The organism is Laspinema palackyanum D2c, from assembly GCF_025370875.1.
Classification (GTDB): domain Bacteria; phylum Cyanobacteriota; class Cyanobacteriia; order Cyanobacteriales; family Laspinemataceae; genus Laspinema; species Laspinema palackyanum.
The window spans coordinates 49,786-63,730 of record NZ_JAMXFD010000031.1; the positions used below are offsets into that span (position 1 = coordinate 49,786).

A 13,945-nucleotide genomic window follows, 5' to 3' on the forward strand; every position below is an offset into this window, starting at 1 on the left:
CCGGGGAATATTACCACATCTACGATTCGCTCCGAAGGCTATACAGAAGGCGGAGATATTACCCTCACAAGCAATACGGGCGCGATCGATGCCAGTGGTGGCGAATTAAATTCCTACTCCAGTGCGGGAACTGCTGGAAGTGTCACCCTCACCGCACCGGGGAATATTACCACATCTACGATTCGCTCCGAAGGCTATACAGAAGGCGGAGATATTACCCTCACAAGCAATACTGGCGCGATCGATGCCAGTGGTGGCGAATTAAATTCCTACTCCAGTGCGGGAATTGCTGGAAATGTCACCCTCACAGCACCGGGGAATATTACCACATCGACGATTCGCTCCGAAGGCTATACAGAAGGCGGAGATATTACCATCAATAGCAATACTGGCGCGCTTAATGCCAGTGGTGGCGAATTAAATTCCTACTCCAGTGGGGGAACTGCTGGAAATGTCACCCTCACAGCACCGGGGAATATTACCACATCTACGATTCGCTCCGAAGGCTATACAGAAGGCGGAGATATTACCATCACCAGCAATACTGGCGCGATCGCCACCGAGGGTTCCCTCAACTCTTACTCCAATGATGGGATTGCTGGAAATGTCGCTTTAACCGCCAATACCGACATTACCACGGTTGAGATTAGTTCCAACGGCGGGGAACAGGGAGGAAGCATTACCCTGACGAGTAATGCCGGTGAAATTGATACCAGCCTTGGGACGTTAATTTCTACTTCGGATCATGGCAATGCGGGCAATGTAACGCTTCAAGCACAGGGAAATATTGTCACCAATTATATCCGAAGTTGGGCAGTTGGGGATGAAACCAAAAAAGGCGGCAATATCAGCATCACAAGCAATTCGGGCGCGATCGATACCACGGCGGGGGGAACGTTATCGGAAGAAGCCATAATTTCTGCGGATGCGGCGATCGAAGACATTTCCAATAGCTTTTCATCAGAGCTTGCCAATCTGGATGCCTATGCTACAAATGGCATCGGAGGAAACATTACTCTCTCGGCACCGAATGGAATTACAACCAGTCACATTAGCTCGTTTGGAGCAGCTAATAGCGGCAATGTCAACGTCAACAGCACCTTAGGAGATATCAACACCAACGTAATTTTCTCGGTGTCGGAAAATGGTAATGGGGGGACTATTACCCTAAATGTACCCCAGGGAAATATTAGCAGCAATCATCTCGCTTCTTATGCAGCACAACAAGGAGGAGCGATAAATATTACCAGTGGTGGTACGTTGGATGTGGGTGCGGCAACCATTAACTCGTATTCAAGTGCAGGTGCAGCCGGAGATGTGACGATTTCCGTAGCCAATAGCCTGACTTTGGGTGGCGATGCCAGTCGCAGTGCGATTCGTTCCGAGGGATATACCCAAGGCGGGAACATTACCGTAAATAGCAGCCAGGGCGCGATCGCCGCGCCCGGTTCTCTCGACTCTTTCTCAGAAACTGGAAACGCAGGTACACTCCGCCTGGGTGCCAATACCGATATTACCACCAACGGGATTCGTTCGGAAGGGGCGCAACAAGGTGGGAGTATCGCGATTACCAGCACCACAGGCGCGCTCAATGCCAGTGGTGGCGGATTGAATTCCTACTCCAGTGCGGGAACTGCTGGAAATGTCACCCTCACAGCACCGGGGAATATTACCACATCTACAATTCGCTCCGAAGGCTATACAGAAGGCGGAGAGATTACCCTCACCAGCAATACTGGCGCGATCGCCACCGACGGTTCCCTCAACTCTTACTCCCAAACTGGGACTGCCGGAACTGTCAATCTCAGCGCCAATCAGAATATTACCACCCAGGAGATTCGGTCCGAAGGAATACAACGCGGGGGGAGTATTACGCTGAATAGTACCACGGGAACCATTGATAGTCGCAATGGCGGATTAAATTCCTACTCCAGTGCAGGAACAGCCGGGAATGTCACCCTCACAGCACCGGGAGATGTCATCACCTCAACCATTCGCTCCGAAGGCTATACAGAAGGCGGAGATATTACCATCAATAGCAATACGGGGGCGATCGCCACTGAGGGTTCCCTCAACTCTTACTCCCAAACCGGCACTGCCGGAACCGTTAACCTGTCTGCTCATGGCAATCTTACCACCAATGGGATTCGGTCCGAAGGTGCACAACAGGGGGGGAGTATTACCCTGAACAGTACCACAGGCGGAGTCAATGCCAGTGGAGGTAACCTAGACTCCTATTCCAGCGATGGCAATGCCGGACAAATTACCGTAACTGCCGAAGGGGATATCAAAACCGGATTTATTCGCAGTTTTACTTTAGATGATGCTAGTACCTCACTCGGGGGAGAAATTTCGCTGATTAGTCGCAGTGGGGCGATCGATACCACCGCCGGAAACTTATCGGGGGAAGCACAAATTGCCCTAGATGCCGATGTGTCTTCCCCGGAAGTCGCCAATGCCTTCCAACATAACCAAGCCAATATTAACGCCTATTCCGCCAATGGCACCGCAGGCAATATCACTTTAAATGCGCGTAACCAAATTACCACCAGTCATATCAGTTCTTATGCCGGAGAAGGCAGCGGGAATGTTACCCTGGGGAATAGCATCGGAGATATCACAACCGGCGTAATTTTTTCCAGTACCCGCAATGGTGGCGGAGGTGCGATCGCCATCCAAGCTCCCCAGGGCAACATTAACATCGATCACATTGCCACCTATTCCACCAACGGCACCGGGGGAAATGTCAATCTATCCGCCAGTGGTAGCGTCACCTTAAATAATATTGCCTCCTTTGGCAACTTAGAAAGTGGCGACGTCACCATCACCAGTGACGCCAGCACCATTACAACGGGGGCAATTCAAACCCTCGCCCCTTCGGGTACATCCGGGAATATCACCTTAAATACCTTTAGCACCTCCGGGAACATTCAAACCGCCGAACTGCGATCGTCCGGTGCTGAAGGTGCCGGGGATATTACCGTGATTGCGGAAGATGGTTCCGTACTCACTGGGGATATTGAATCTACATCTGAAAACGGGGATTCCGGCAATATCCTTGTGGAAGGGTCAGGAGACGTTGAAACCGGAGACATTCGGTCCGAAGGCGGTCAAAATAGCGGGGATATTACCGTCAACAGCAGCGAAGGGTCTGTCACCACCGGCAATGTAGAAACTATTGCTCACAATGGGGATTCAGGCAATATTGCCGTCAATGCACAGAAAGATGTAATCACCGGAGACATTCGGTCCGAAGCCAGTCAAAATAGTGGCAACATTGATGTGAGTAGCAATTCCGGAAGCGTCACCACCGGCAATATCGAAACCATTGCTCACAGTGGTAATTCGGGTAATATTGCCGTCAATGCACAGAACGATATACTCACCGGAGACATTCGCTCCATCGGCGGAAACAATAGTGGCAACATCCAAATCGAAAGTCGGTCGGGTACGATTACCACCAGCAATATTGAAAGTATAGCGGGAACCGGAACTGCCGGAGATATTAGCGTCTATGCTGAGGGAGAGATTAACACCGGGAATGTTACCTCAACTGGAGCCTTGGGGGGTGGAAATATCGATCTCAACAGTAAGACGGGAGAGGTGAATACCGGAACTGTGTTGACGAATGGCGGACAACTGGATATTTCTGAAGGGGGGGCGATCGCACCCACCGCAGTAGCGAATGCGTTTGTAGCCCCTCGGATTGAGGCGAGTAACTTGCTGCCACCAGCCCAGCAAGCGGGGAATCCTACCGCAACGCAACCACTCAATCCCGTGTTGACGGTAGATCCAGGGATGAACTTAAGCATAGCCCAACAGAATCCAGAATTGCAGCAAGTCCTATCAAGCACCGGAGACAGCCTTGCCCTCACAAGCATGGTTAACAGCGATCGCATTGGAGTCCAAGGGTTGCAAAATAATAGTACCCTCAACAGTATGATGCAGGCGATCGGGATGAGTGACCTCAAAAGTGCAACCAATAGCGTCAGCGATCGCACCTCTACCACTCAACAAATCGCCCAAGCTCTCAACGCCCTCACGAGCAATCCCCTAACGGTTGCTGGAGGCGATGCCGTCGCCTCCCTCGAACAAAGCCGCGATGACGAATATAGCGAGTATTTCGGGACTAATTTCTCCGAAGGATTAATGAATAGCGCGTCGTTGAAGGATGCCTTAGTCAAAATTACCGCTGAAACCGGCTATCACTTTGCCGTCGTTTACATCAGCGCCTTACCCAGCCAACTGGAACTGATCCTGTTTACCGCAGACGGACAACCCATCCGCAAAACCATTCCAGAAGCGCCGCGAGAACAACTTTTAGAAGTCGTTAACCAGTTTCGCGGGGAACTCACCAATCCACGACGCCTCAATTCCCGGAGTTATCTCAAATCCGCCCAACAGTTGTATAACTGGCTGATTGCCCCGATCGCCTCGGACCTAGAAGCCGCAGGGATTAATACCATCATGTTCAGCATGGATGCTGGATTGCGTTCTTTACCCGTCGCTGCCTTACATGATGGGGAACAGTTTCTCGTCGAAAAATATAGCCTAAGTCAGATTCCCTCCGTCAGCTTAATTGATACAACCTATCGTCCCTTACAGGATACAAGGGTTTTAGCAATGGGCGCATCCACCTTTACCAAACTGTCCCCCTTACCGGCGGTTCCCGTAGAACTCACCACCATTGCCGATCGCTTATGGCAAGGCGAAGCCTTTATAAACGAGCAGTTTACCCGAGAGAATTTAATCCAGCAACGGCAAAGCTATCCCTATCCCATCATTCACCTTGCCACTCACGGCGAATTTAAGTCCGGCAGTCCCGGCGAATCCTATATTCAGCTATGGGATGACCAACTGCAACTCGATCGGATTCGGGAAATGGGTTGGAACAACCCCGTTGTCGAGTTATTAGTCCTTTCTGCCTGTCGTACCGCATTAGGGGACGAACGCGCCGAATTAGGGTTTGCCGGGTTAGCAGTCCAAGCTGGGGTCAAATCCGCCTTAGCCTCCCTCTGGTACGTCAGCGATGAAGGAACTCTAGCACTGATGACGGAGTTTTATAGCCACCTGACAAATGCCAAAATTAAAGCTGAAGCCTTACGGGAGGCCCAAATTGCCATGATTCGCGGGGAAGTCCGGTTGGAAGGAGGACAGTTACTCGGAACAGGAACTCGCGGCGGCGTCACCCTCCCTTCGGGATTGCAAAATCAACGTCTTTCGTTTGCTCATCCTTATTATTGGTCCAGTTTCACCCTAATTGGCAGTCCCTGGTAGGCGAGATGGGGTCCATGTTTGTAGTAACGACTTCAGTCGTTATCCGCGTTACTTGGCTAATGCCAAGTAACGCCCCTGTGGAAGGGTCAGATCCAGTCCCCAAACTGGCGCTGAATCTGCTGATGGTGCCTGTCATGGCTATTAGCCAAGTAACGCCCCTGTGGAGGGGTCAGATCCAGTCCCCAAACTGGCGCTGAATCTGCTGATGGTGCCTGTCATGGCTAATGCCATGACAGGAAAGCAACGACTGAAGTCGTTACTACAAACATTGTCCCCAACAAAGGACCAAGGACCAAGGACAAATGACCAAGGACAAATCCTGTACTATTAGGGTGAAGTGCGTTCAGAGAGACTAGCAAACATGAGTGCAGCAGGCACCTCAGAGGAAATCGTATTTGGTACCGATGGATGGCGGGGAATTATCGCCCGAGATTTTACCTTTGCCAACGTGCGGAAGGTAACGAGGGCGATCGCCGCTTATCTGGAAACTGCCTACAGTAAAGATAAGCCCGTTTTAATTGCTTATGACCCCCGCTTTTTGGCCGACCAATTTTCTCAAACAGCGGCGGAAGTCTTAGTAGATTTGGGTTGGACTGTCAAGATGACGGACCGGGATTGTCCGACCCCGGTAATAGCTTATAATGCCCGCCATCTGAATACTGCCGGTGCATTGATGTTCACCGCCTCCCACAACCCGGCCCCTTATTGTGGCATTAAATATATCCCCGATTATGCGGGTCCTGCTACCCCAGAAATCACCGATACCATTGTGGCAAATATTGCCAAGGCGTCGGATGAACCGCCCTCGGGTAAGAATACCGATAAAATTTCCATTTTTGACCCTAAACCCGCTTATTTGGAATTCCTCTACACGTTGCTGGATGTGGATACCATTCGCAAGGCGAAACTCAAGGTCAAATATGATGCATTGTATTCCACTTCCCGGGGTTATTTAGACCTAGTTTTAGATCATTGCGGTTGCGAAACCGAAAGCTTCCACACTTGGCGCGATGTCCTATTTGGGGGAGGAATGCCCGAACCCAAAGGAGAAATGCTGGTGGAGTTGGTCGAGGCAGTCAAAAAAGATAATGCCGATTTGGGTTTGGCAACCGATGGGGATGCCGATCGCTTCGGAATTGTCGATGAGAAAGGCAATGTTCTCACCCCCAATACCATCCTGCTATTATTAGCAAAGCATTTGCTCCAAAATAAAGGTAAAAAAGGCGCAATTGTCCGCACCGTTGCCACCACTCACCTGTTAGATAACCTGGCGGAAAAATACGGTTTAACCCTCTATGAAACCGCTGTTGGTTTTAAATATGTTGGGGAAAAAATGCGGGAAACTGATGTACTGATCGGCGGGGAAGAATCCGGCGGTTTGAGCATCTTGGGTCACATCCCAGAAAAAGATGGCATTCTGGCTGATATGTTGGTTGCCGAAGCAGTTGCTTTCGCCGGTAAACCCCTCAGTCAATTGGTGGAAGAGGTGATCGCCGAAGCAGGCGGCCCCCTCTATAACAACCGTCTGGATTTACATTTGACGGAAGCGCACAAAGCAGCAGTTCTCGATACTTACCTGAAAAATCCCCCCACAGAAGTGGCGGGAATTCAGGTTAAAGAAGTCGGGCGCAAAGATGGGATTAAACTCTATCTTGAAGATGGCGGTTGGGTGTTGTTGCGTCCCTCGGGAACGGAACCTTTGATTCGGGTTTATATGGAAACTAATTCTCCCGAAAAACTCCAAAAAGTCGGCCAAGAAATGCAGGCAAAAATCGATAAACTAGCCCCGGTTGCTGCGTAGTAACCCCCAGAAAACGGCAGGGGTTTAAATCCCTGCCGTTTGTTGCTGTAAAAGAGGTGAAAACATTATGCCAATTACCAAACTGATTCCGACCTTAGTCAGTGCGATCGCCGCGATTTGGGTGGTGACGATCGCCCTGCTGTCGGTCCAAAATGCTACCCCGGTTTCCTTAATGTTTTTGGGATTTAGTTCGATTCCGATTCCCGTCGGTCTCGTATTAGCCACCAGTACCGGGTTAGGGATGATTGGAGGAGCATTGGCCCTGTCTCTGTTTAGTAAGGGCCGCAATTTTTCTTGAGTCTTAATCCTCGGGTTCCACCGCAACGGAATTGAGTGAATTGAAACCCTTGACAAATGGGAAAAAATCGGATAATAGTTTAACTCAATTCCCAATACCCGACTGCCTGCTCCTGTCCCTTAAACTTTTATATTTAACTGAGATCTAACCGCATCTCAAGTCGCAACCTAGTCCCCTAAAAATCCCTTTAACCTATTTTTAACAAGCCATGAATAAAACAAGATTAGCGCGGCGGTTTTCCTTAGTCCTGTTAGCGACGACCTTCTGTAGTACCATGCAGGGGCCAGGATTGGCGATCGCCGCTGATCCCCTCTTGACTGCCTCCATCCCGGCGATGGCCTCCGCGCCGGAACTGAGAATCTGGGAATTCGACCCCTATACCAACGAACTACAAATTACCGTTCCCGAGGGTGTCACCCCAGACTATTCCATCCTCACCGACCCTCTGCGGATTGCGATCGATATCCCCAATGGCGACAATCCTGTACAATCCAGCGCCGAAAATTATCAAGGGACTGTCAGGGAAATTCGGATTTCTCAAATGGAATCAGGGGTCACGCGGATTGTCATGGAATTTGCACCAGGAGTCACCCTAGACTCCAACCCAGTCACCGTCACCCCCATCGGACAAAGCAATCGCTGGGTGGTTCGTCCGGCGGTGCAACTGGCAGAATCCCTACCCACTACAGTAACGGAACCGAGGGCGGATCTTCGCACTCTGCCGATGTTACCGCCATCGGCGGCAAATCAGCCCCCAGGGATTTCCTTGCCTGCACCCACCCTGGAATCGGCGGAATTTAATCCCAACTTAGAACTGGAACAAATGCCAGTTCTGAATGTGCCGCCACCGCCACCGCCACCACAACTCTCAGAATTGAATATCCCCGTTGAGGATGCCCGATCGCGGGAAGTAACTGAGGATTTAGACTTTGAATTGCCGGTGGAAACCTCGACTGGGGTAAATAGCACCCCCACAATCACCGTTCCCCCGGTGGAAAGTTCCTCGGTTCAGGAGGCGATCGTGCAGAGTACCCCGATTCCCGTGACTGTAGAATCAGAAATTTCACCGCCACCGCCATCCCCAGTCATGGAAACACCCACCGTCCTGAATTCGGAGACTGATGGCATCCTCGCCTTTGGACAACCTCTCCCGACAACCGGGGCGATCGGTACGGGTCCCGAACCCGTAACCGCTGAAACTCCCCCATCCATGCCGGAGGAAGTCGCAGCGAATATCCCGTCTGATGTGTTGCTCTCATCCGGGACCGTTTTGGTCCTGAGCTATCCGGGTTCCGTGGCGATCGCCTTAGAAGACCGCCTCCCCAGACAAGAAGTCCTGGTGGTGTATTCTGATATTTACGATCGCACCGGCCAATTAGTTGCCCCTGTAGGCACCCCAGTGATTGGCAGTTTCGTGCGCGATCGGGGAAAAATCCGCTTTCAGACCCAATCCATCATCCTCAAAGGTCGGGCCCTCCCCTTCCTCGCCCAATCCGAACCCCTCGACGGCAATCGAGATATTTCCGAGAGAAGAACCCTTAGCTACTCCGCATTAGGGGCCGTTGCTGGCGCAGTCCTCGGCGGTTTAGCTGGAGGTCCCTTGTTAGGGGGTGCCGCTGCTGGTGCAGTCACCTCGTTTCTACGTTCCGATATCGCCGCCATTGTCGAACCCGGACAAATTCTCCCGGTGCGTTTAAGCGAACATTGGCGATAATCCTTCCTCATTCCCCCGATCGGTTGTCGGGGAAATTGATAGAGTCCCCCTACATTTAGGGTTCAATCTCCAGATCCAGGGTAAGTCCTCTGATATCAAAACAGACAAGGGGGGAATCGATGCGATCGACTCCCCCCTTGTCTGTCAATAATGTGGACAAATGATACCCCATCCCTTTGTTCAACGACACTTGAGGCTGTTGAATTCAAGAAGGTTGCATCGTTGTTCCCAGATTATTCGGGGTTACAACATCCTTCATTTCACCGGAATCCACCGAAATCAAGGCAACCGCTTGTTGAAGGGCCTCAACCCGAGTTCCCGTCATGTGGTGAGGGGGTAACAATTGCACAATCCCAAACCGTTCTAATCGGCGTCTAATCTGACCAGCAGCACCGACAATAAAGACATGACGACCTTTGTCTAGGGCATCTTTAATGGCATTTTCGATCGCCAGAGAAGAAGTCACCCCTAACATGGGCACCTCACTCAGGTCTAAAATCAGCACTTCAAAATTCTCCACGGCCGACTGTTCCCGAGCGATCGCCTTCGAGACTCCAAAAATCATCGGTCCGCTAATATAGAACAGCAGAATCCTGCCATTCCCTTCTTGCAGCAACCGTTTCTCTTCATCAGTCATCAGAATTTCATCATCGGCATCGGTAATCGCCTTGACATCCTGTCCATGAATATCGCTCATTCGTTGGATCGTCAGGATATTAGCAATAAACACCCCCACTCCAACGGCCACGATTAAATCCACAAACACTGTCAGCGCAATCACCGCATACATAATCAAGGCCGCTTTCATCGACACCCGGTGAGCACGTTTGAGGAATGCCCAATCGATAATATCAACTCCAACCTTGAGGGCGATCGCTGCCAACACCGCCATCGGAATATTTTCCGTCAGACGCGCTGCCCACAAAATCACCACCAGCAAAATTGCTGAACGGGTTAACCCGGACAAAGCACTTCGGCCACCCGCCTGGATATTCACCACCGTTCCCATTGTCGCACCGGCACCGGGAAGTCCTCCACAGAGTCCTGAAACGATATTCCCAATCCCTTGTCCGATTAATTCTTTATCCGAGTTATGGTGAGTGCGGGTCAAACTATCAGCAATCACAGAAGTCAGCAGGGAGTCGATACAACCGAGCATCCCCAACACAATGCCATCAATCAGCATTTCCCGAAATGCCGTGACGGTAAACACAGGCATATTTAATTGCGGTAGTCCCATTGGAATGACGCCAATCGTCCTAATATCCGCATTCGCGAAAAACACCAGGGAAAAGACTGTCCCGACAATTAATGCCACCAATTGCGGGGGTACGATCCGCCTAAATTTGGATGGCATGAAGAACAGAATCCCTAACGTCAAAGCGGCTAAAATCGCTTCGGGTACGTCAATATTGCTCAAAAACATCGGCAGATTGCGAAGGGTTCCGAGCACCCCTCCTTTACTAGGATGGCCTAAAAAAGGTCCTAGTTGTAGCACAATCATAATCAGGCCAATTCCAGACATAAAGCCCGAAATTACCGTGTAAGGCATGAGGGTAATGTATTTACCCAACCGGAAGATGCCAAAGATAATTTGAAAGAGTCCCGCCAGCATGACCACCGTAAAGGCCATCGCCAATCCATTCTCTGGATTTTTGGCAATCATTGAGGTAACGATCGCCGTCATTACCACGGTCATCGGTCCGGTGGGTTCGGACATCAGGGCAGGAGTTCCGCCAAACAAGGACGCAAAAAAGCCCACGCAAACCGCACCATAAAGACCCGCTACGGGTCCGGCACCGGAGGAGACCCCGAATGCCAAGGCCATTGGCAGAGAGACGATCGCCGCCGTGACGCCGCCAAACGCATCCCCGCGTATGTTTTTGAAATCGATGTGATTAAAAATACTCATCATTGGACTATGAACTTTAGAGGCTTGAATCGCTCTGCAACGAATTGGATCTTCTAATCATATAGGAACCGGAATCCTTAGCAAGGGTTTGAGCGCATAAAAACCTTCAGAGGTTTTTTACGACTCTGATTACCCAGACCCTTATCTAGTTCAAAAACAAGCTGAAACCTCTTGAGGGGAAAAGGTTCGGGGATCAATGACTGGCGACCTATCCAGGGCGATCGCCTATCTATATTGCAGTGGATTGATTGTTTTCTAGGCTGGCTATAAAGAATAATCAATGGTTAAGAGTTAAACGGGCATAAATACTCACTCGCCCTCTTCCCCAATTCCCGCTCAATCCTCCAAACCTCTCGTCACATCCCCGGACAGTTCCCTTTAAAAAGCGGGAAGTCAGAGGAATAAATGTTGGATTCACGGGCGCTTTTTACCATTCTGCCACAAGTCTACTGAAGATGCGGATACCGGATTCGAGAAAAGAGACTGTTACGCGCTAGGGTAGACCTTTCTTGATTGCTGAGGGAACTCCAAAAAATAAAACCCTCCAACCGTTTGTAGTGACTCATGAACTGAGTCATCTTTAAAGAAACCCCGTCAAGGAGTTACTACGAACGGCTGGAGGGTTTATTTGTTGGAAATTGCTGATACCTACCCAGAAAGACCAAAAAACCCAGTGGGTCTCCCCTATAGGGTATCCCCGGACTCGAACAAATTGTTGGGAGTCAACAAAAGGCAGATGATGAACCCTAAAAATGCAAAAGGACGCGGAGCAACCTCCGCATCCTTTATCCTTTATAAAACGCAAAATTCAACGGGATAACGAATCCCCTGCACCTTAAAAGCGTTCGGTTTCTGGGGGTCTGCCTCCAGATCCTTGGAAGAATAAATTTCCCGCCGCGTCATTTTGATAAATACAACTAATCTCTGGGGTATTTTCCAATGCGCCCGTGAATCCAAAGGTGTTCATGCGATTTTTGCAGTCACGGACCTGATCGTTGCTGACCAGTTTGCGTTGCTCCAAAATATTCCAGGTATTGGTTCGCAGTACGCACCCTGGCTGCATTTTGGGCTGGGATATATAAACATTGAAAGGATTAAGGGTGACGAAGATGCGAGTATCCATCACCATCGCACTGGCTCCATATTGAATGCAGAGTTCTGGGTTAGGGGCGCTGCGATCGATGACTTCCCGCGATGCCACGTTTTCTGGACTGAAGTTGGCGGTAGAGCTAAAGGCAATACCGATCCCGATTCCCAACACGAAAACCCCAGCTAAAATCGCCAGGGAGGTGTAGTTAAAGGGGGATGAGGATTTTGGTTTTCGATACATGGTCTTTGGTGGGTTTGAGACGTTGGTTTGGGATGGGTTGGATGATCTCTATCTATTAGTATGCCGAATCTGACTCCGAGATGGCTGTTCCTCAACGGTGCGATCGCCCGGAGGTGGTTCCACATTCTGCCCTTTTCTGCGCTTTCCTGCGGCAATCCCGCCCCCCGGGCTCCTAAAATTAAGGGCCAACACCCCACCAAAAATGTATTTCTCCCCCTCCACGAACCCCGACTCCCAACCGGCTGGATTTTTTGACTTAAGGTCAACAAGTGGTACAATTTTAAAACCTCATGGCTAATTGTGAGCCTCTTTAAAAAAATTAAGGTTTGACGAAAGTCAATCAGATTGACGCTAAATTTTTATTTTATTTTTACAATTTCCCCAGGTCAACTAAAGAGAAAAATGGCAAAATAGGCTTAGGGGATTTGATAGTCCACTTCAGGGATTTCACCGGGTTCTGTAAAAAACAGAGCGGTTGAAGTCTTTCCCGGGAAAGGCTGCAAGATTTGTGAGCTTTTACCCGGGCTTGTCTATTCGGCGAGATGCAGGCTGTATTTTGCTGAAAATCGGTCCCCATTCAGAAATTTTATAAAGAGGAAAATCACGAGCGGTTAATTCAGGAATTGAAAAATTAAATTATGGCAAAACACCTGGTAAATTTAACGCTAAAATTGGTATCTGATCGAGTGGATTATGTTCTCCAGACTTATCCCTACTCTCTATATAAAAGTGTTCTCGACGACTCAGATTTTCAGTTAGAACTCATTGCCTATATCTTAAATCGAGTCCCTAGTCTGTATGTGGTCACCGGGGAGGCTCGTCCGGCGATCGGATTGTGCTTAGGGTCCTCAGAACAGTTCCATCTGGAAGGGTTAATTCAGGAAGGTATCCACGTTATTCTGCCTAAGGTATTGAAAACTCCACCCCAAGAATTTTGTGAGCTTCTCAAACGCCGTCCCTACAGCACTACCGAAGAAGGTAAATCCAAACCCAACCTGGGGGAAGCGAGTCAGGAATCCTGCCAGTGGGATGAACTGGCAATTTACGCTCGAACCAAGTGGGTGGAACAGAATGGGATGCCTACACCATAACTTCATCACCCTTACATTGGGGTGGCATGGTGTAAGGAGATCCACCGGATTGGTGAAAACAAAAATCTGATGAAACTGGGGATGCCAGAAGTTCGTCTTGACTTAAAAGACAAGGCACTGCTAATTTTGGAGGACCGGAATCCAAGGTTCAGGTCAATCGGCTGATTTTGCAACATTTCTTAACAAAATAGAGCCACCTCTTGCGTCCTGGCAGACATTGCCTGTGGTGAAAAGTCGCCCTAATGAGGGAGGCGATTGAATAGAAACGAGCATAAAGTAACGGGATATTCCGGATGGGGCATCAGCAAAGGGCGAAGGTATTCCCTCGTCGATGGCGATCGCCCTGTTCATTAGACCCACGAGGGCAACCCCACATCCTTTGTGGATCGGCGGGTGTGAACTGGCTCCCCGGGTGCATAACTCTTGGATTAAAGGCTTGATCGAGGGACTTACTCCCCAAATCCAGGGATTTAATTCCACCCCGGGCTGACACCGGAAACGCAGGTTATGCTTGGGAAGATT

7 protein-coding genes are annotated in these 13,945 nt (G+C 50.0%); 5 read left to right on the forward strand and 2 right to left on the reverse strand.

From position 1 onward, the window contains the following. The 4 genes from NG795_RS24635 to NG795_RS24650 all read left to right on the forward strand — a co-directional run. On the forward strand, positions 1-5,277 hold a 5,277-nt coding region (locus NG795_RS24635; RefSeq protein WP_367291261.1), incomplete at its 5' end, for a CHAT domain-containing protein. Positions 5,278-5,638: 361 nt separating this feature from the next. After that, the gene (locus NG795_RS24640) at positions 5,639-7,078 is read left to right on the forward strand and encodes a phosphoglucomutase/phosphomannomutase family protein (RefSeq protein ID WP_367291262.1); all 1,440 of its coding nucleotides are present in this window, start codon (positions 5,639-5,641) and stop codon (positions 7,076-7,078) included. 67 nt (positions 7,079-7,145) lie between these two features. Further along, the gene (locus tag NG795_RS24645; RefSeq protein ID WP_367291263.1) at positions 7,146-7,376 is read left to right on the forward strand and encodes a DUF1049 domain-containing protein; all 231 of its coding nucleotides are present in this window, start codon (positions 7,146-7,148) and stop codon (positions 7,374-7,376) included. Between the two features lie 208 nt (positions 7,377-7,584). After that, complete coding sequence (locus tag NG795_RS24650) at positions 7,585-9,090, forward strand: AMIN domain-containing protein (RefSeq protein ID WP_367291264.1); 1,506 nt, start codon at positions 7,585-7,587, stop codon at positions 9,088-9,090. A gap of 205 nt (positions 9,091-9,295) precedes the next feature. On the opposite strand, the gene bicA is transcribed toward NG795_RS24650, so the two are convergent. Beyond that, positions 9,296-11,002, reverse strand: coding sequence for a bicarbonate transporter BicA (gene bicA, locus NG795_RS24655; RefSeq protein ID WP_367291273.1), 1,707 nt, complete (start codon positions 11,000-11,002; stop codon positions 9,296-9,298). Between the two features lie 835 nt (positions 11,003-11,837). Beyond that, complete coding sequence (locus NG795_RS24660) at positions 11,838-12,332, reverse strand: DUF3172 domain-containing protein (protein ID WP_367291265.1); 495 nt, start codon at positions 12,330-12,332, stop codon at positions 11,838-11,840. A gap of 638 nt (positions 12,333-12,970) precedes the next feature. On the opposite strand from NG795_RS24660, the gene NG795_RS24665 reads away from it, so the two are divergent. Next, positions 12,971-13,423, forward strand: a complete 453-nt coding sequence (locus NG795_RS24665; protein ID WP_367291266.1) for a late competence development ComFB family protein — start codon at positions 12,971-12,973, stop codon at positions 13,421-13,423. Positions 13,424-13,945: the final 522 nt, after the last annotated feature.

Bases quoted from the DNA above. Each gene is read 5' to 3' on its own strand.
- NG795_RS24660 (WP_367291265.1), bottom strand. From the start codon at position 12,332: ATGTATCGAAAACCAAAATCCTCATCCCCCTTTAACTACACCTCCCTG.
- NG795_RS24645 (WP_367291263.1), top strand. From the start codon at position 7,146: ATGCCAATTACCAAACTGATTCCGACCTTAGTCAGTGCGATCGCCGCG.
- NG795_RS24665 (WP_367291266.1), top strand. From the start codon at position 12,971: ATGGCAAAACACCTGGTAAATTTAACGCTAAAATTGGTATCTGATCGA.
- NG795_RS24650 (WP_367291264.1), top strand. From the start codon at position 7,585: ATGAATAAAACAAGATTAGCGCGGCGGTTTTCCTTAGTCCTGTTAGCG.
- bicA (WP_367291273.1), bottom strand. From the start codon at position 11,002: ATGAGTATTTTTAATCACATCGATTTCAAAAACATACGCGGGGATGCG.
- NG795_RS24640 (WP_367291262.1), top strand. From the start codon at position 5,639: ATGAGTGCAGCAGGCACCTCAGAGGAAATCGTATTTGGTACCGATGGA.